Genomic DNA, 20,662 nt, shown 5'->3' with positions numbered 1-20,662 from the left:
TTAATTTTATCATATTCTACAGTAAGAATGATGGTTTCAACAAAAATTGTACGTTTTTTTCGTTTTTTAATTCATATATCTGAATTTTTCTACAACAACAGGTTGTAATTGTTTTCCTTGTAGCGCTTCCAATACTGTATCTTCAAGTAACTCCATACGAGCTACCATTGAGTTCGGTTTTTTCTCTGGTGCATCTTGGCCAAATGGTACAAAGTAGATGTCTTTTGTAGCCATTAGGCGCATTAGATTTACTCCATTAAGCCCTAAAGCATCATTCGTCGAAACAGCTAACACGACAGGCTTCCCATTTCTAAGCGTCGCTTTTGCTGCCATTAATACTGGAGAGTCTGTCATTGCATTTGCAAATTTACTCATCGAATTCCCTGTTAGTGGTGCAATCACCATGCAATCTAGTGGAATTTTCGGTCCTAGTGGCTCTGCGCCAACGATTGAATTAATTGCCTTAAAACCGGTTATTTCTTCGATCTTTTTAATCCATTCTTCCCCTTCGCCAAATCTAGTATTTGTTGATTGGACAGTATAAGAAACAACGGGACGTACTTCTGCACCTTCTGCAATTAACTTCTCTAAATGTGGCATAACTTCTTCATACGTACAATGTGAGCCTGTAAATCCGAAACCAATTCGTTTTCCCTTCAAACTCATTTCTCATCATCCTCCTTTGCGATTGCATCTGCTATTAATAACTGAGAAAGAACATTCGCTAATATTTGTCCTGCTGTTTTCGGTGCAACAATCCCAGGAAGACCAGGTGCTAATAGTGCCTTCACTCCACGCTTCTCCGCATAGCGAAAGTCCGTGCCACCTGGCTTAGAAGCTAAATCAATAACTAGCGTATGAGCTGGCATTTTTGAAATAACATTCGCTGTCACAACGAGATGTGGAATTGTATTAATAACAATATCGATATTACCTACTTCTTTCTCTATGTCTTGCATATGAAAAGGAGAAAACATCATTTCTGTAATACGAGCAATATGTTCCGAACGTCTCGCTCCAACTTTGACATGTGCTCCTAATGATTGAAAGGCTCTTGCAACACTCATACCAGTTCTACCAAATCCTAAAACCATTACATTCGATCCATGAATTGTGTAATCAGTATGTTGAATAACCATCATTAGTGTACCTTCTACGGTCGGAATAGAGTTATAGATTGCAACATCATCACGATCAAATAATTTTACAAGTTTGCGATTTGTAGTAGCTACGAGATTTTCCAAGTAAGGTGTACCAATACCTGAATATATAGTGAAGTTTTCTGGCGTCTTTTCAATTTGTTCTTTCGTTATGGAAACTTTTTCATTTGAAAAAATAGTATCTACTTCTCCTCTGGCATTCGTCCCTGCAACCGGCAAAATAATCGCATCTAAAGAAGTGAAATTTAAATCTTGTATACTTTCCTTTGCTGCCCCTGTGAAGCCATGATCTAACTGTTCAAACCCTATTAATGAAAGTTTCGCGTCCAGTTCGACTAGCTTGCGAATTACTTCTAGCTGCCGTGCATCTCCTCCTATGACAGCAATATGCATCTCAGTCAACATTCCCTAATTCACCTTCTTTTTCTTTCATTTATAAGAAAAATGCCTACTTTTTCTTTTTCCTCCACATCATATGTAATGTACGCGTTTGAGGTGATTGAAAAACAAAAAGCACACGTGATTTATTTTCTTTATATAAAGATAAAAAAAAGACAACCAAAATGGTCATCTTTCACTATGATCTTGAATGGTTCGTAAGATCGCAAAGTATCATATCATTTCCAACCTTCTTTATTTTGCTCCATTCTACTCTCGCTTCTTGCTGTTCTCTTTTAAAACCTCCCCATTTCCCAGCAGGTATAATAAGCGCTTGTATTTTTCCATCTCTCTCATCAATTTCTAAATCTGCATGACCTAAAACTCCCATTTTTTCTGCTCTTTCTAAATCCACAATCTCTTTGCCACTTAATTCACTTAAACGCATTAAATCTCCCCCTATCCTACTTTTTATGAAGGTTATCCTATAATAAGTACCTATTCTGCATATATAAAAAAAATAACCGTATCTCATATAAAAGAGATACGGTTATTTCCGAAAGCGAATGAATTACAAGATCGATTAAAGTTTCATTCCTTTTGGCAGTTTTCCATCCGGACTAATAAGTGCCGCAGAGAATTCATCGGTAAACATATTGCGAATTAACTCGTCTACATTTTGCTTTGTTACAGTGTTTACACTTTCAATAATCTCATCAAGAGAACGATGTTTACGAAGAAGCAATTCGTTTTTACCATTACGGCTCATACGACTATTCGTACTTTCTAAACTTAACATTAAGTTTCCTTTTAATTGTTCTTTACTGTTAACAAGCTCTTTTTCTGTAATACCTGTATTTTTCAACGTATTTAACGTTTCTTGCATTGTTTCATACAGTGTATCTAATTGTTTACTACCTGTTCCACCGTAAAGTGTTAACATACCTGTATCTTCATAAGAAGAATGGTAAGAAAATACTGAGTACGCTAACCCACGTTGCTCACGTACTTCTTGGAATAAACGGCTACTCATACTACCGCCTAAAACATTATTTAATACAATTAAGTTATAAATATCTTCGTGTCCCATTTGCAAGCCTTTATATCCTAAACATAAATGAGCTTGTTCTGTTTCCTTCTTACGTGCTACTTTATTGAAATGGAAAATTGGGCTATGTACTTGTTCACGATTTGTTGTCCCTTCGTAACTACCGAAATATTGCTCTACAGTTTGTAAAAATGCTTCATCAATATTCCCTGCAATTGATACAACAACATTTTCAGGTGTGTAATGATCTTTCATATATTGACGTAACGTATCACCTGTAAATGTTTCAAGCGTTTCTTCTGTTCCTAAAATAGGATATCCAAGCGGATGCGTTTCATATGTCGCTTTCGTTAACATATCATGCACAATATCATCTGGCGCATCTTCGTACATTTTTATTTCTTCAAATACAACATTCTTCTCTTTTTTCAGTTCTTCCTCATCAAATGTTGAATTAAAGAACATATCTGCTAAAACATCTAATGCATATTTAGCATGCTCATCTAGCACTTTCGCATAGTAACATGTATATTCTTTTGAAGTAAAAGCATTTACTTGTCCACCAATGCTATCAAATGATTCTGCAATCTCTCTTGCACTTCGCGTTTCTGTCCCTTTAAAGAACATATGTTCCAAAAAGTGCGAAACCCCATTATTTTTTTCATTTTCATTTCTTGAACCTGCGTGGATCCATATACCAATCGCAACCGAGCGTACAGTTGGTATATTCTCCATAACAATTCTTACACCATTTTTACACGTATATTTTTTAATCAAAAACTTTCCTCCTAATGCCAGTTTCTCTAAATAATTGCTATTATTTAATGATAACAAGTTTAGAGATGAATGTCATGCAAATGTATTTAATCCACACGTTTTTCATCTAGTAATTCTGTAATATTCCCCACTTTATATCCTTGTTCCTTTAAATTTTTAATCATAGTATCTAGCGCTTCTGTTGTAGATGAAGTAGGATGCATTAGCACAATAGCACCTGGATGTATTTTTCGCATTACTCTCTGCAATAGCACACCCGGTTCTGGCCGCTTCCAATCAATTGTATCTACAGTCCACATAATCGTCCCCATTTGGAAATCATCCGCTATTTTTACTACCTCATCCCGAAAGCTTCCACTTGGCGGAGCAAACCATCTCACTTTCTGATTTGTAGCTGCTTCTATCATTCGATTCGTTTTTTGTAATTGATCTCGTATTTCATCTGTAGACAGCGTTTTCATATTAGGGTGTGTGTAAGAATGATTTCCTACTTCTTGATTTGCATCGACAATCATTTTGGCAAATCGTAAGTTTTCTTTCACCCAGCGTCCTTCTAAAAAGAAAGTCGCCTTCACATCATGTTTTTTCAATATCTCTAATATACGTGGCAAATACTCATTACCCCAGGCCACATTAATTGTTAATCCCACCATCCTTTTATGTGGATGTCCTCGATAAATGGGAGCCGGTGGTAAATCTTCTAAGTGAACACTCGGTGATACTTCCTTAAATTCAAGTTGTTTTTGATCAAATTTCTTGATTTTCTTCATATTATTATAGGACGCTTCTATATCCACTTGTTTTCCATTATACCCAGGCGTCGCCTTCCAAATCTTATCAATCATCGCATTTTGCGGCATAATCTCATACTGTTTTACATGCTTTTGAATCTCTTCATGCAAGTTATCCTGCGCAAAAACGGAATAAGAGCCACAACCCATATATAAAGAAAATATAAATATGTACGCTAATATACGAGCTTTCATATAAACCCTCCCATTAACTATAAAAAAGAAACCATTTTCTTCTTATCTTTGTTAATTTGAGCGTTATGATGAAAACTATACCTATACTCACATAAAAATCTAAATGAATCACATTTTTTACATAACAAAAAAAGCCAGCTAAACTGGCTTTCACTTATTGTTGCTCTTGTGCGTTTTCTTCTTTAGCTGCTTCTTCTTTAGCTGCTTCTTTTTCTTGCTCTTCTTTTAGCAATACTTTTCTAGATAAGTTTACACGACCTTGTTTGTCAATCTCGATAACTTTAACTGAAATCTCATCACCGATTTTCACAACGTCTTCTACCTTACCTACACGCTCAAGTGCAAGTTCAGAAATGTGAACAAGTCCATCTTTACCGCTAAATAATTCAACGAACGCACCGAATTTTTCAACGCGTTTAACTTTTCCTAAGTAGATTTCGCCTACTTGTACTTCGCGAACGATATCTTCGATAATTTTCTTCGCTTTTTCATTCATCTCTTGATTAATTGATGAAATGAATACTGTGCCATCTTGCTCGATGTCAATTTTAACGCCAGTTTCTTCAATGATTTTATTGATCTGTTTACCACTTGGTCCAATAACATCACGAATTTTATCTGGGTTAATTGCCATTGTAATAATCTTCGGAGCATACGCAGATAACTCAATGCGAGGTTCCGCGATAACAGATAACATGTGATTTAAAATGTGCATACGACCAACTTTCGCTTGTTGTAATGCTTCTTCTAAAATCTCACGAGATAAACCATCGATTTTAATGTCCATTTGTAGTGCAGTTACACCTTTTGCAGTACCTGCTACTTTAAAGTCCATATCACCTAAATGGTCTTCCATTCCTTGAATATCTGTTAAAATTGTGTAATGCTCACCAGATTTCACTAGACCCATTGCAATACCAGCAACTGGTGCTTTAAGTGGTACACCCGCATCCATCATCGCTAATGTACTACCGCAAATACTCGCTTGTGAAGTTGAACCATTTGATTCTAATACTTCAGATACAAGACGAACTGTATATGGGAAATCCTTTTCAGATGGAAGTACAGGTTCAAGAGCACGTTCTCCTAGTGCACCGTGACCAATTTCACGACGACCTGGTCCACGCATTGGTCTTGTTTCACCAACACTAAATGAAGGGAAATTATAATGGTGCATAAAGCGTTTTGACTCTTCTACACCTAGACCATCTAAAATTTGCACATCGCCTAATGCACCTAATGTACAAATACTTAATGCTTGCGTTTGTCCACGTGTGAATAGACCAGAACCATGTGTACGAGATAAAATGCCAACCTCTGATGCTAAAGGACGAATTTCGTCACCTTTACGACCATCTGGGCGGATTTTTTCAACTGTAATAAGACGACGTACTTCTTCTTTTACAATTTTATATAAAATCTCACTTACTTGTCCTAATGTATCAGCATCAGCTTCCTGAGCTTCGTAATGCTCAATTACACGCTTTTTCACTACGCTAATTGCATCTTCACGTGCATGTTTTTCGTGCACTTGAATTGCAGAATGCATATCTGTCTCAGCCATTTCACGTACAGCTTGATTCAAATCAGCATCCACTTCATAAAGTTTCACTGCTGTTTTCTCTTTACCGACAGCTTGTACAATCTCTTCTTGGAATGCAATTAGACGTTTAATTTCATCGTGTCCAAACATAATTGCTTCTAACATTGTTTCTTCAGGTACTTGATCCGCTCCTGCTTCAACCATGTTAATTGCATCTTTCGTACCAGCTACAACAAGGTGCATATCACTTTGTTCTTGCTGTTCTACTGTTGGATTAATAACGAACTCGCCATTAATACGACCAACTGTCGCACCTGCGATTGGACCTTCAAATGGAATATCTGAAATAGATAATGCTAATGAAGAACCAAGCATAGCTGCCATCTCAGAAGAACAGTCTTGATCAACACTCATTACGATGCTGACAACTTGTACTTCATTACGGAAACCATCTGCGAAAAGTGGACGGATTGGACGGTCAATTAAACGACTTGCTAAAATTGCTTTTTCACTTGGACGGCCTTCGCGCTTAATAAAACCGCCTGGGATTTTTCCAACTGCATATAAACGCTCTTCATAGTTTACTGTAAGCGGGAAGAAATCTACATTTTTTGGCTCTTTTGATGCAGTTGCTGTAGATAGAACTGCTGTGTCGCCATATCTTACTAATACTGCTCCGTTTGCTTGTTTTGCAAGCTGACTTGTTTCAATTGTTAGCTGACGACCAGCTAAATCTATCGAGAAGACTTGCTTTTCCTGACTCATTTAAGTACCCCTCTCAATTTAAAATATTCAATTCTTCTATGTAAATGGGTAGTATATCACAATATTCTTTCCTCTAGTATTGCCGAAAATTAAGTAAGCTATAAAGAGTAGAAGATATATTTTTACCTAACAAAAAAGCGGGAATATTCCCGCTTCTTTGACTATCGACGTAAGCCAAGCTTTGTGATTAATTCACGGTAACGTGTGATATCGCTATTACGAAGGTAAGTAAGTAAGTTACGACGTTTACCAACCATCTTTAATAGACCACGACGTGAATGATGATCCTTCTTGTGAGTACGTAAGTGCTCGTTTAGAGTGTTAATTTGCTCCGTTAGGACAGCAATTTGAACCTCTGGAGAACCAGTATCAGTCTCATGAGTTCTAAATTGTGCAATGATTTCGTTTTTACGCTCTTGTGTTAAAGCCATCCTATTTCACCTCCTAATAATTAAACCCCCAGTTACCTAGCAAGCATCGGTGAGTCGCAATGCCAAGTAATGGTTGTCATAAAGTACATAACATAGAATACTACTTTTCATTTGAAAAAGCAAGTATATTCTTTACGCTCGCAAAATATTCTTCGGCAACCTTTTTATCTTGAGCGATTTGCGCAACTAACTCATCAATTCCATTAAACTTTTTTTCTTCTCTTATACGCATGTGCCATTCCACTGTAACACTTTGATCGTATATGTCTTTATTAAATTCAAATAGATGCACTTCAATAGATAATTGACGCTCATTCTCTTTGAAAGTTGGTTTATATCCGATATTACACACACCATCATGCCATTCATCATGAACCTTCAACCTTACCGCATATACACCTACAGGTGGCAACAAATATTCATCACTTAAACCTACATTTGCAGTTGGAAAACCAATTTGACGTCCACGCTTATCACCGTGTACAACTGTTCCTTCTACCGTGTAAGCTCTCCCTAAAATAGATGGAATTTGTTCCATTTCACCGTTTCGAATTAACTTTCGTAATGAAGTAGAACTTACTTTTTCTTCTTGATATTCAACTTTTTCGATCACGGTCTGTGTAAACTCCCCTCTTGCATGAAATGGTAAAGTCTCCATCTTCCCTTTTCCTAAACGTCCATATGAATAATCAAAGCCTGCTACTACATGCTTTACATTTAAACCAATAATATACTCATCGACAAACTGCTGTGGTAATAATCCAGCAAATGGCTCATCGAATTTCACCACATATAAGATATCAATTCCTAAACTTGCGATGATTTCTTCTTTAAGGCGCATCGGTGTAATATACTCCACATGCGCTTCTTTTTTTCCTAATACAACAGATGGGTGTGGATGGAACGTCATGACAGCACTTTTACATCCTCTTTCATCCGCTATTTTTTTCGCTGTTCGAATCACACGTTGATGTCCTAAATGAATGCCATCAAAATATCCTAATGCCATTACAGTAGGTGGTAATTCTATTTTATTTTGTTCATGTGGATGAGTTAAATGAATAAGTTTCACGCTTGAATTCACCTTTTTCTGTAATAATCCTTCCAATAATTCATTATAGCTTTAGTTCTTGATTATTCACAAGTACTTTCATTGGCTTTAGCATTCCAGGGTGTTTTGGGTGATGCTCATAAATTGCTAAGCAACGATCATTTTTATCAAATACTGTAATAAATGGCGCTGTTGTTTCTAATTCATTCTTTAAGAACATACCGTTCTTTATTTTTTCAGCTTGCTTTTCATCTACAACCATTTTTGGAAACTTACTTAGCGCCTCATCAATTGAGATGAAAATAGACTCTACTGTTCCATTTTGCACGTTTTCTTCAATTTCTTCAAATGATATGCAATCTTCTAGTAAAAATTCACCAGATGCTGTTCTTACAAGATGAGACATATGTGATGGAAATCCAAGTTTTTCACCTATCATTACTGCTAGTGTTCTTACATATGTTCCTTTACTACACGTTACACGGAAACGAAATGAAATATTTTCCCCTTCAAAAACTTCACGTTCATCAAGTAATACAAATTCATGAATTGTAATTGTACGAACTGGACGTTCAACTTCTTGTCCTGCTCTTGCATATTCGTATAGTTTTTTCCCGTTAACTTTTACAGCTGAGAACATCGGCGGCATTTGTTCAATTGTCCCTGTTAATTCCGCTAGTACCTCTTCTACTTCTTTACGTGTAATGACACGATCTACATCTTGTTTCTCCACAACTTCACCAGAAGCATCTTCTGTTGTTGTTGAAAATCCTAATGTCACTTCACCTTCGTATGTTTTTGTTTCACTTGTTAAAAATTGCGCAATTTTTGTTGCACGCCCAACGCAAATAGGTAATACTCCTGTTACATCTGGATCCAGTGTCCCTGTATGACCAATTCGTTTCTCACGCAATATCTTTCTTAATTTGAACACACAATCATGTGATGTCATTCCCTTTGGCTTATGTAATAATACTACACCTTCCATATACTCACCTCATCGTTATTCTTTTATAGTAATTGCAATTATGCAAAACTTATTTTACATTGAAAAAATGGATAGACAAATGTCTATCCATTATTCTTCACGTTTACCGTCTTTATTAATTTGATGTAAAAGTGTATCAATTCGATGACCATATCCAATAGACTCATCAAACTCGAAGGAAATTTCCGGTGTTTTACGAAGACGAATACGTTGGCCAATTTCTGAACGAATAAAGCCTTTTGCCTTCGCTAAACCTTTTAATGTATTTTCTTTCTGTTCTTCGTCACCTAAAACAGAAATATATACTTTAGCAATTTGTAAATCTCCACTTACCTGTACATCTGTTACTGTAACAAATCCAATACGTGGGTCTTTAATTTTACGACTGATAATGTCGCCTAATTCTTTTTTCATTTGCTCGCCCACACGGTTCGCACGTAATTTCATAACTCTTCACCTCATTCAATACCATTCCAAATGTGTTATCGTACGTTCAATTTCAGGAAATGAATCGATATACTCAAGTACACGATTCATTTCTTTTTCACAGACAACACGATTTGAGGATACGGAAACAATTGCAATTTCTGTACGTTGCCATACATCTTGATGCCCAACTTCAGAAACAGCTACATTATAGCGCTGTTTCACACGAGTTAACACACGTTGCAAAATTGCTCGTTTCTCTTTTAAAGAATGCACATCGTAAATCATACACTCGAATGAGAGTGAAGCGATAATCATCGCTTCACTTCTTCCATAACGTATGCTTCAATGATGTCCCCTTCTTTAAGATCATTATATCTCTCAATTGTAATACCACACTCATAGTTTTGTGCAACTTCTTTTACGTCGTCTTTGAAACGTTTTAACGTATCAAGTTTTCCTTCGAAGACTACTACGCCATCACGGATAATACGAACGCCACTATCACGTGTAATTTTACCGTCTATTACGTAACAACCTGCGATTGTTCCAACTTTTGTTACTTTGAATGTTTGACGAACTTCCGCTTGACCGATTACTTTTTCTTCGAATTCTGGATCCAGCATACCTTGCATTGCTGATTCAATTTCTTCGATTACTTTATAGATAATACGGTGTAAACGAACATCAACTTTCTCTAATTCAGCTGTACGCTTCGCATTCACATCAGGGCGTACGTTAAATCCAATTACAATTGCATTAGATGCAGAAGCTAAAATAATATCAGATTCTGTAATCGCACCTACGCCTGTATGGATAATTTTCACTTTTACGCCTTCAACATCAATTTTACGAAGTGATGCTGCCATTGCTTCTACAGAACCTTGTACGTCTGCTTTCACAATTAAGTTAATTTCTTTTACATCGCCCTCTTGGATTTGTTGGAATAAATCTTCCAGGCTGAATTTAGATTTCTCACCACGTTGTGCAACTAACGCTTCTTGTGCACGTGATTCACCGATTTGACGAGCTTTCTTCTCATCAGCGAATGCCATGAAACGATCTCCCGCTTGTGGCACTTCATTTAAACCTGTAATTTCAACAGGAGTTGACGGACCAGCAACTTTTACACGACGACCAATATCACTTACCATTGCACGAACACGACCGAATGATGTTCCAACAACAATTGGATCTCCAACTCGAAGTGTACCGTTTTGAACAAGTAATGTCGCGATAGTTCCTTTACCTTTATCAAGCTGTGCTTCAATTACAGTACCAGCTGCATAGCGATTTGGATTTGCTTTATATTCTTCTACTTCACTCACAAGAAGGATCATTTCTAGTAAGTTGTCAATTCCCTCGCCTTGAATCGCAGAAATTGGTACGAAAATCGTGTCTCCGCCCCAAGCTTCTGGAACTAATTCATATTCTGTTAATTCTTGCATTACACGATCAGGATTTGCCGCTGGTTTATCCATTTTATTCACAGCAACAATAATTGGTACTCCAGCTGCTTTCGCATGGCTAATCGCTTCAACTGTTTGTGGCATAACACCGTCATCAGCTGCAACAACAAGAATTGTAATATCTGTTACTTGTGCACCACGAGCACGCATTGTTGTAAATGCCGCGTGACCTGGTGTATCTAAGAACGTAATTTTCTTATCATTTACATCAACTTGGTATGCACCGATATGCTGAGTAATTCCACCAGCTTCGCCAGCAGTTACTTTTGAATTACGGATAGAGTCAAGCAATGTTGTTTTACCATGGTCAACGTGTCCCATAATTGTAACAACAGCTGGACGTTCTTTTAAGTTTTCTTCATCATCTTGCTCATCGATGAATGTTTCAAATTCAGTTTCACTTACAACTACTTCTTCTTCTACTTCAATACCGTAATCAGTAGCAATTAACTCAATTGTATCTTTATCTAAGTCTTGGTTAATTGTCGCCATAATTCCTAGCATGAAGAGCTTTTTAATAATTTCAGATGGCTCTTTGCTTAACTTTTTAGCAAGGTCACCTACTGTAAGGCTTCCAGAGAAAGTGATTTTATCTGGTGTTTCTACTATTGGTGTTTGTTGTCTTCCAGCAAAGTTATCTTGACGTTTATCTTCATTTGCTTTGCCTTTTTTCTTATTCTTATTGCTGTTCTTTTTACTGCGAACAACTTTCTCTTCTACTTCAAACTCATCTGCAACAGAAGGTTTTTCCGCTCCAGCGCTATATTGATTATCTAATTTGTTTACTACTTCATCTTCTAACATTGTCATATGATTCGAAACCTCGATATTCATCTCTTTTAGTTTTGTCATAAGATCTTTACTTGAGATATTATTTTTTTTTGCATATTCATGTACTCGAATTTTACTCATACCTTCACCCCCGGTAATTTGTATCGAGCATGCTACGTAGCTTTTTCGCAAAGCCTTCATCTAAAACAGCTACAACGACTCGCTCGTCTCTCCCAATCGCATGCCCTAATTGTTGTCGATTTTCGACTTTTCTCATTGGTATGTTGTAGTACGTGGTTTTATCAATGATACGTTTTGTAGTGTTCGCTGACGCATCTTCAGAAAGCAATACTAGCTTTGCTTTGCCACTTCGTACTTCTTTTAAAACGAGTTCTTCACCCGAAATAATTTTTCGAGCGCGGTTTGCTAGTCCTAAAAATGATTTCCAATCAGACACTTATTTCGACTCCTTCTCAACAAGCTCAAGAAGCTCTTCGTACAGAGAACTGTCGATTTTCGCTTTTAGATGATGTTCCAAAATGTTTTTCTTTTGGGCTTGAATAATGCTTTCTTTATCTTTTGATAAATATGCACCTCGTCCTGATTTTTTTCCTGATAAATCAATAGACACTTCGCCCTCTTTGGAACGAACAATGCGAACTAGCTCTCGTTTTGATTTCATCTCTTGCGTCGCAATACATTTTCGTAACGGAACTTTTCGATTGCTCATACTCATCACCTCTATTCGATTTCGTCTTCAGCTGAATCGAATCCGAATGCGATTACGCTATCTTCTTCTGTCACAATACCAAGTTGTTTCGCATCAGACTCACTTTTAATATCAATTTTCCAGCCTGTTAATTTAGCTGCAAGACGCGCATTTTGTCCACGCTTACCAATCGCTAATGAAAGCTGGTGGTCTGGAACAACAACAGTTGTTGCTTTCTCTGCTTCATCTACAAGTACTTTAACAACCTGTGATGGACTTAAAGCATTTGCAACATATTCAACTGGGTCATTCGACCAGCGAACGATGTCAATCTTTTCACCTTTTAGTTCATCTACAACGCGTTGTACACGTTGTCCTTTCGGTCCTACACAAGAACCTACTGGATCAACATCGATATTCTCTGCATATACAGAAATTTTAGAACGGTCGCCTGCTTCACGTGCTACAGAGCGAATTTCTACAGTTCCATCATAAATTTCTGGAACTTCCATTTCGAATAAACGTTTTAAAAGACCAGGATGTGTACGTGATACGTAAATTTGTGGTCCTTTTGTTGTCTTTTCTACTTTTGTAATAAATACGCGAATACGATCATGTGGTTTATATTGCTCATTTGGCATTTGCTCACTTACAGGTAATAAAGCTTCTACTTTACCTAAGCTTACATAGATGAAACGAGCATCTTGGCGCTGTACAATACCAACCATAATGTCTTCTTCACGATCACTAAATTCTGAATAAATTACACCACGTTCCGCCTCACGAACTCGTTGTGTTACAACTTGTTTTGCAGTTTGTGCTGCAATACGACCAAAATCTTTTGGCGTTACTTCAATTTCTAGTACGTCACCATCTTGGTAGTTTGGATTAATTTGTCTTGCCTCTTCTACAGAGATTTCAAGACGTGGATCAAACACATTATCTACAACGTCCTTACGTGCTAAAACTTGAATTGTTCCCACTTCTGGGTTAAAGCTCACACGAACGTTTTGTGCTTGGTTAAAATTGCGTTTATAAGCAGAGATTAATGCTGCTTCAATCGCATCAATAATAATATCTTTGCTAATACCTTTTTCTGACTCTAATACGAGCAAAGCATCTAACAACTCAGTGCTCATGAAGATCCCCCTTCTTACTAAAACGTAACAGCAAGTCGCGCATTTGCAACTTTATCCATTGGAATTTGGATTTCTTTTTTACGTGTTTTAATTGTTAATAGTAGTGTAATTGTAGTACCGTCGTAGGAAAGTAGCTTTCCTTCAAACATCTTCTCACCATCAATCGGCTTATATGTTTTAATTGCCACTTGTTTTCCTACCGCTTGCTGGAAGTCTTTCTCTTTCTTTAATGGGCGTTCCGCTCCAGGAGATGATACATCCAAAAAGTAAAGATGAGGAATTGGATCCTCTTTATCTAAAGCTTCGCTTAAACGTTCACTTACCGCACCGCATTCTTCAATTTCGACTCCCTTTTCAGAATCAATGAATACGCGTAAGAACCAGTCTTGTCCTTCTTGCACATACTCTACATCTACAAGTTCAAGATTTAACTCTTCAACGATTGGCTGCGCAAATGCTTCTACAATTTCTGTGACTTTCTTATCCATAAACAGCCTCCTTCCTGCCGCCATGTACCATTTACAAGAAAAGATCCCGTTCATAAAGACGGTCTATCTTATTCTTTCTCGTTAGCTAACAAAAGCCCCTGCCGTTAAGCAGGGAATATCTGTCTTAGTATTACCAAATTTAAGAAGTAAAACTTGTAACAAAATATGTATATACGACAGAAATATCATTACTATCTACATAAGCAAAATGTAGATAGTAACACGAAAGAGTGGGTTTCCCCACTCTCTTTTTCACAAAATATACATGACATGGTTATCTCGGTTTATAGTATACCATAGCAAATGTTGATTTGCAAAGATTTTTCCTACCTATTAGAACAGTGACAATTGGTTTTGATCCGGTAAATCTCCTAGACAACCTTGACCATCTAAATACTCAATAATCGTTTTAGAAACCTTACTGCGCTGCTGTAAGTCTTCTTTTGATAAGAAATCACCATTTTTACGAGCTTCAACAATACTGAAAGCTGCGTTTGTACCAAGACCAGGAACTGCATTAAATGGAGGAATTAAAGTATCCCCATCAATTATAAATTCGGTTGCATGCGAGCGGTATAAATCAACCTTTTGGAATGAATAACCACGCTCACACATTTCAAGTGTCATTTCTAGTACCGTTAATAAACTCTTCTCTTTCGGTGCTGCATCCAATCCTTTTTGTGCAATTTCATCAATTTTTACACGTATGGATGCTGAACCTTTCGCCATCGCCTCTACATCAAAGTCATCTGCACGAACTGTAAAATATGCCGCATAGAATAAAAGTGCGAAATGTACTTTAAAGTATGCAATACGCACAGCCATAAGTACGTAAGCAGCCGCATGGGCTTTAGGGAACATGTACTTAATCTTCTTACATGAATCAATATACCAACCTGGTACATTGTTATTTCTCATTTCCTCTTCCCATTCTTCTGGTACACCTTTACCTTTACGCACCGACTCCATGATTTTGAAGGCTAATGATGGATCCAAGCCTTGATAAATTAAATATACCATGATGTCATCACGACAACCGATAACTTCACTCAGTGTACACGTACCATTATAAATTAATTCATTCGCATTACCTAACCATACATCTGTACCATGGGACAGTCCAGAAATTTGGACAAGCTCTGAAAACGTTGTTGGTTTCGTTTCTTCTAACATTTGTCTTACGAATTTCGTACCAAACTCTGGTATACCAAGTGTACCTGTTTTACAGTTAATTTGTTCTTCCGTTACCCCTAAAGATTCTGGACCAGAGAAAATTTTCATTACTTCTGGATCATCCGTTGGGATTGTTTTCGGGTCAATACCACTTAAATCTTGAAGCATACGAATAACAGTCGGATCATCGTGTCCTAATATATCAAGTTTCAATAAATTATCATGAATTGAGTGGAAGTCAAAGTGCGTTGTTCTCCACTCAGCACCTATTGAATCAGCCGGAAACTGAATTGGTGAAAAGTCAAAAATATCCATGTAATCTGGTACAACGATAATACCACCTGGATGCTGTCCGGTCGTACGCTTTACACCTGTACATCCCGCAACTAAGCGATCAATCTCTGCATTTCGAATTGTTAAGTTATGATCATTAGCATAACCTTTCACATACCCATAAGCGGTTTTTTCCGCAACCGTACCAATTGTTCCTGCGCGGTATACATAATCTTCACCGAACAGTAATTTCGTATAGTTATGGGCGCGTGGTTGGTATTCTCCGGAGAAATTCAAATCGATATCCGGTACCTTATCCCCTTTAAATCCAAGGAACGTTTCGAAAGGAATGTCATGCCCATCTTTCACATATGGAACATTACATGTTGGGCATTCTTTATCTGGTAAATCAAAACCAGAACCTACAGAACCGTCATTAAAGAACTCTGATTGTTTACACTTTGGACATACATAGTGCGGTGGTAATGGGTTTACTTCTGTAATTTCCATCATCGTTGCAACAAATGATGAACCTACCGATCCACGCGAACCTACTAGATAACCGTCCACTAACGATTTTTTCACAAGCTTATGTGAAATTAAATAAATAACAGCGAATCCATGTCCAATAATACTTTTCAATTCTTTTTCCAAACGAGCTTCTACAATTTCCGGTAGTTCATCTCCATAGATACTTCTTGCCATTATATAGCTCATATCACGTGTTTCATCATCAGCACCTTCAATTTTCGGTGTGTATAAATCATCTTTTACTGGACGAACATCACCAATTAATGATGCGATCTTGTTTGTATTTGTCACAACAATTTCTTTTGCTTTGTCTTCACCTAAGAATGAAAAACAATCTAGCATTTCATTTGTTGTACGGAAATGTACAGGCGGTAATGAATGGCGATTTAACGGATTAGCTCCTCCCTGCGAACTGACTAAAATTTTCCGATATATCGCGTCCTCTGGATCTAAATAATGCACATTCCCAGTAGCAACAACTGGCTTATCTAACGTCTCACCTAGTTTTACTAAGTTAGAAATTATTGTTTTTAACTGTCCTTCATCTCGAACGAGTTCACGTTCCACTAAATGACGTAACACTTCTGGAGGCATAACCTCAATGTAATCATAAAACTGTGCAATTTCTTCTACTTCTTCAGGCGCTTTTTGCATCATAGCTTCAAATACTTCACCTTTGTCACAAGCTGTTCCTACTAAAATACCTTCGCGATATTTTTTTAATAGTGATCGTGGTACACGTGGTACACGATAAAAGTAATTCAGGTGAGAATATGAAACAAGTTTATATAAGTTTTTCAACCCAACATCTGATGTGGCAAGTAACGTCATATGACTTGGACGCCCACGTTTATACGCATCCCCTTGTCCCATACTATCGTTTAGTTGATCGTGATATTCAAATCCCTTTTCAATCACATCTTTTAACATCTTCACAAGTAAATATCCCGTTGCTTCTGTATCATAAATCGCACGGTGATGTTGCGTTAATTCAATATCAAGCTTTTTACACATCGTATTTAATCGATGATTTTTCATTTCTGGGAATAAGAACCGTGCAAGTTCTAACGTATCAATAACTGGATTTTTCGTTTTTTCTATCCCAGCCTTTTTAAAACCTACGTTAATAAAGCCCATATCGAAGCTTGCGTTATGAGCAACAAGTGTATGGTCACCCATCCATTCCTCAAACTTTTTAAACACTTCGTCCACTTCTGGTGCATCAGTTAACATATCATCTGTAATGCCTGTTAATTCAATAATCGTCGCCGATAATGGTTGATGAGGATTTGCGAAAGATTCAAAGCGATCAATAATTTCTCCACCTTTTATCTTTACAGCAGCTAACTCAATGACTGTATCATATACAGCAGATAGCCCTGTTGTCTCAACGTCAAAGACAACATATGTTTCTTCTGCAAGCAGACGATGCGCTTCGTTATATGCTATCGGCACACCATCATTAACTAAATTTGCTTCTACACCATATAGAACTTTAACTCCAGCCTTTTTACCAGCAGAATATGCTTCTGGGAACGACTGTGCAACAGCATGGTCTGTAACTGCAATAGCCTCATGCCCCCATTTTCCGGCTTGGGCAACGAGCTTAGAAACAGAAGTAACAGCATCCATTTGACTCATTGGAGTATGAAGATGAAGTTCTACTCTTTTTTCCCCTTCTTTTGCTTTATCTTTACGAGAAGGTCCCGTTATTTCATTTATATCATTTGCGATCATAACTAAATCGCGCACGAATGTATCATTTTGAACTGAACCACGCGCTTTTACCCAAGTTCCTTTTTTCAAGGATTGTAACATCGGGATATCTTCTTTATCACGTGAGAACATCTTAATCATAATAGAGTCCGTATAGTCAGTTATCTTTAAAGTTAATAATGTACGTCCACTACGAAGTTCTTTCGTCTCTACATGGAAAACATACCCTTGAACGGTTTTTCTTCTTTCTTCATCTTGAATTTCACGCAGCGGCGTAATCTCTTCATCTGGCTTAATAAGATAACCAAGCACAACTGGTCCTTCATGAACAACATCACTTTCTTCAGCTTGCCTTTTAGCCATCTCTTCCATAGCCTGTATAACTCGTTGACGATCTTCTTCCTGTGTTTGCTCACGAAACTTTTGCATTTCTTCTGCATTTTGCTTTATATGTGTGTCTAACTGAAAACGCGGGAATCCAAAAGCTTCGTATTGATCACCTACTGGTTTCGCAACGTTTTTCTTTAAAGTAGTAGATTCCAGCTCATTATTCACATTTAATAGCAACTTCACGCCATTGACCTGCGGAAGTTGCTTCTTTAAGTACGCGAACATAGGTGAAAATGTAATTCGTTCTGTACAAAGCGGCCAATATGCCTTCACTTCTTCTTCTGTAAATTGTTTATTCTCTGCTTCTAATGCAAATGTTGTTCTTGCAATATGAGAAAATGATTGCTTAAGCTTTGTTTCTAGCAACTCATATAATTCTGTCGGCAAAATACGTGGCACTTGTAAGTCAAAATGCCAACTTTTATTCGCTTTATCAATAACTAGCTTTTCAATACCACCGCCATGTAAATATTGATTTATAAGGTCTTCTGGTATTTGCAACTGTTGGAGCAAAATTTGAAATCGCTCTTGTTGTTCATTTGTTAATGACATAAGCACTCTCCTTCCATTTGCTATTATAAATTGAAACGTACTACAAAGAAAGATTTCTTCCTTCTTCTTTTACAAAATACGTTTACAAAGAAAGAGAAGGTACCTCATTACGAGGTACCTCTTCTTATTTTAAAATATTAGCAATATATGTTTGAAGTTCTTCTACTTTCACTTCTTCAGACTCGCCTGTAGCACGTACTTTCACTTCTACAATACCTTCATCTGCTTTTTTACCAACTGTAACACGAACTGGAAGGCCGAATAAATCTGCATCTGCAAATTTAACACCTGCACGTTCTGCACGATCATCTAGTAATACTTCGTATCCTTGCTCTTGTAATGAGTTATATATATTTTCACCCATTTCACGTTGTGCATCAGATTTCATATTTACTGGAATTACATGCACATGGAACGGTGCAACAGATTTTGGCCAAACTAAACCATTCTCATCATTAAACTGCTCTGCAATTGCTGCCACTGTACGAGATACACCGATACCGTAACAACCCATAATAAGTGGTTTTGTTTTTCCGTTTTCATCTAGGAACGTTGCGTTCATTGCTTCACTATAACGAGTTCCTAATTTGAATACATGACCAACTTCAATTCCACGTGCGAAAAGAATTGTTCCATTTCCATCTGGAGATTGGTCTCCTTCTTGGATGAAGCGTAAATCTGTATATTGACTTACTTTAAAGTCACGTTCTGGATTTACATTTACATAATGGAATCCTTCTTCGTTCGCTCCTGAACATCCGTTGACAATTGATGCTACAGCATGGTCAGCAATAATTTCGATATCCCCTGTAACACCAATCGGTCCTAAAGAACCCACTTCACAGTTTAATAACTCTTTTATTTCTTCATGTGAAGCAAGCTCAACGACTGAAGCTCCGTATACATTCTTCACTTTTACATCATTGACTTCATGATCGCCACGAACAAGTACTACTACTAATTTCGCATCTACTTTAAACACCATAGATTTAATGCATTTTTCCGCTGCGATATTTAAGAATGCAGATACTTCTTCAATAGCTTTTTGATCTGGAGTTGCTACTTTTTCAAGTGCTTTTTCGGCTTCATCACTCTTCGTATACGTAGCAACAACAGGAGCCATTTCAATATTTGCCGCATAATCAGATGTATTAGAATACGCAATTGTATCTTCACCTACATCAGATAACACCATAAATTCGTGTGTATCTTTTCCACCCATTGCTCCAGAATCAGCTATAACTGCACGGAAATTCAAACCACAACGAGCAAAAATATTAGAATACGCTTTGTATAAACCGCTATATACTTCATCCAAACTTTCTTGTGTTGCATGGAAAGAATACGCATCTTTCATTAAAAATTCTCTTCCGCGTAATAAACCGAAACGTGGTCTTTGCTCATCACGGAATTTTGTTTGAATTTGATATAATGTTAATGGTAGTTTTTTGTATGATTTAATTTCATCACGTACAAGATCTGTAATTACTTCCTCATGAGTTGCCCCTAGCGCAAACTCGCGAGCATTACGATCTTTCATACGCATTAATTCTGATCCGTAAGAATACCAACGGCCTGATTCTTGCCATAATTCAGAAGCTTGCATAGCTGGCATTAATAGTTCTACTGCCCCTGCGCGCTCCATTTCTTCACGAACAATACGTTCTACTTTGTGTAACACTTTTAAACCAAATGGTAGAAAACTATAAATACCAGAAGCATTTTGACGCATAAACCCTGCGCGAAGTAATAATTGATGACTCTTAATTTCAGCATCTGCTGGAACTTCACGTAATGTAGGACTGAATACCATACTTTGTTTCATTTATTCGCACCTCTTCATTTTACTCTTACACGCAATAAAACCCCTCACCTCGAGTTAGGTGAGGGATTTTATT

At 37.2% G+C, this 20,662-nt stretch carries 18 protein-coding genes; all 18 read right to left on the bottom strand.

The annotated features are described in order from the left end of the window. Positions 1–66: 66 nt before the first annotated feature. The 18 genes from dpaB to MR155_RS03650 all read right to left on the bottom strand — a co-directional run bounded on the left by dpaB (position 67) and on the right by MR155_RS03650 (position 20,589). Positions 67–666 (bottom strand): dipicolinate synthase subunit B, encoded by a 600-nt coding sequence (dpaB, locus tag MR155_RS03735; protein WP_002111357.1) that lies wholly within the window; start codon positions 664–666, stop codon positions 67–69. After that, positions 663–1,565 carry a dipicolinic acid synthetase subunit A gene (gene dpaA / locus MR155_RS03730; protein WP_002128797.1) on the bottom strand — a complete coding sequence of 301 codons (903 nt, stop codon included), beginning with the start codon at positions 1,563–1,565 and terminating at the stop codon, positions 663–665. Before dpaA ends, dpaB begins: the two co-directional genes overlap by 4 nt. 172 nt (positions 1,566–1,737) lie before the next feature. Next, positions 1,738–1,986 (bottom strand): YlmC/YmxH family sporulation protein, encoded by a 249-nt coding sequence (locus MR155_RS03725; RefSeq protein WP_242308005.1) that lies wholly within the window; start codon positions 1,984–1,986, stop codon positions 1,738–1,740. 135 nt (positions 1,987–2,121) lie between these two features. Then, positions 2,122–3,363, bottom strand: coding sequence for a M16 family metallopeptidase (locus tag MR155_RS03720; protein WP_113936807.1), 1,242 nt, complete (start codon positions 3,361–3,363; stop codon positions 2,122–2,124). Between the two features lie 86 nt (positions 3,364–3,449). Then, positions 3,450–4,349 carry a polysaccharide deacetylase family protein gene (locus MR155_RS03715; protein WP_242307991.1) on the bottom strand — a complete coding sequence of 300 codons (900 nt, stop codon included), beginning with the start codon at positions 4,347–4,349 and terminating at the stop codon, positions 3,450–3,452. Between the two features lie 154 nt (positions 4,350–4,503). Further along, a complete protein-coding gene (gene pnp / locus MR155_RS03710) occupies positions 4,504–6,657 on the bottom strand; it encodes a polyribonucleotide nucleotidyltransferase (protein ID WP_113936805.1) in 2,154 nt (717 codons plus the stop codon). Between the two features lie 161 nt (positions 6,658–6,818). Next, positions 6,819–7,088: a 30S ribosomal protein S15 gene (gene rpsO, locus MR155_RS03705; RefSeq protein ID WP_001229392.1), complete on the bottom strand. Its 270-nt coding sequence runs from the start codon at positions 7,086–7,088 to the stop codon at positions 6,819–6,821. 100 nt (positions 7,089–7,188) lie between these two features. Continuing rightward, positions 7,189–8,160: a bifunctional riboflavin kinase/FAD synthetase gene (ribF, locus tag MR155_RS03700; protein WP_242307977.1), complete on the bottom strand. Its 972-nt coding sequence runs from the start codon at positions 8,158–8,160 to the stop codon at positions 7,189–7,191. A gap of 43 nt (positions 8,161–8,203) precedes the next feature. After that, complete coding sequence (gene truB / locus MR155_RS03695) at positions 8,204–9,127, bottom strand: tRNA pseudouridine(55) synthase TruB (protein WP_219303409.1); 924 nt, start codon at positions 9,125–9,127, stop codon at positions 8,204–8,206. Between the two features lie 90 nt (positions 9,128–9,217). Continuing rightward, positions 9,218–9,574 carry a 30S ribosome-binding factor RbfA gene (gene rbfA, locus MR155_RS03690; RefSeq protein WP_002146104.1) on the bottom strand — a complete coding sequence of 119 codons (357 nt, stop codon included), beginning with the start codon at positions 9,572–9,574 and terminating at the stop codon, positions 9,218–9,220. Between the two features lie 15 nt (positions 9,575–9,589). Continuing rightward, positions 9,590–9,871 carry a DUF503 domain-containing protein gene (locus MR155_RS03685; RefSeq protein ID WP_002088157.1) on the bottom strand — a complete coding sequence of 94 codons (282 nt, stop codon included), beginning with the start codon at positions 9,869–9,871 and terminating at the stop codon, positions 9,590–9,592. Next, the gene (infB, locus tag MR155_RS03680) at positions 9,868–11,934 is read right to left on the bottom strand and encodes a translation initiation factor IF-2 (protein WP_002014558.1); all 2,067 of its coding nucleotides are present in this window, start codon (positions 11,932–11,934) and stop codon (positions 9,868–9,870) included. Before infB ends, MR155_RS03685 begins: the two co-directional genes overlap by 4 nt. A gap of 4 nt (positions 11,935–11,938) precedes the next feature. Beyond that, on the bottom strand, positions 11,939–12,250 hold the full coding sequence (locus MR155_RS03675; protein WP_001286519.1) for a YlxQ family RNA-binding protein: 312 nt from the start codon (positions 12,248–12,250) through the stop codon (positions 11,939–11,941). After that, on the bottom strand, positions 12,251–12,523 hold the full coding sequence (gene rnpM, locus MR155_RS03670) for an RNase P modulator RnpM (protein ID WP_002088161.1): 273 nt from the start codon (positions 12,521–12,523) through the stop codon (positions 12,251–12,253). Positions 12,524–12,534: 11 nt separating this feature from the next. Beyond that, positions 12,535–13,641, bottom strand: a complete 1,107-nt coding sequence (gene nusA / locus MR155_RS03665; RefSeq protein ID WP_002014554.1) for a transcription termination factor NusA — start codon at positions 13,639–13,641, stop codon at positions 12,535–12,537. A 17-nt stretch (positions 13,642–13,658) separates the two neighbouring features. After that, positions 13,659–14,129, bottom strand: a complete 471-nt coding sequence (gene rimP / locus MR155_RS03660; protein ID WP_002146103.1) for a ribosome maturation factor RimP — start codon at positions 14,127–14,129, stop codon at positions 13,659–13,661. Positions 14,130–14,462: 333 nt separating this feature from the next. Beyond that, a complete protein-coding gene (locus tag MR155_RS03655) occupies positions 14,463–18,764 on the bottom strand; it encodes a PolC-type DNA polymerase III (protein WP_088034484.1) in 4,302 nt (1,433 codons plus the stop codon). Between the two features lie 124 nt (positions 18,765–18,888). After that, a complete protein-coding gene (locus MR155_RS03650) occupies positions 18,889–20,589 on the bottom strand; it encodes a proline--tRNA ligase (RefSeq protein ID WP_002014550.1) in 1,701 nt (566 codons plus the stop codon). Positions 20,590–20,662: the final 73 nt, after the last annotated feature.

The sequence above is a fragment of the Bacillus cereus group sp. BfR-BA-01331 genome (assembly GCF_022663915.1).
GTDB lineage: Bacteria > Bacillota > Bacilli > Bacillales > Bacillaceae_G > Bacillus_A > Bacillus_A mycoides.
This window is presented reverse-complemented; position numbering and strand designations above follow the sequence as displayed.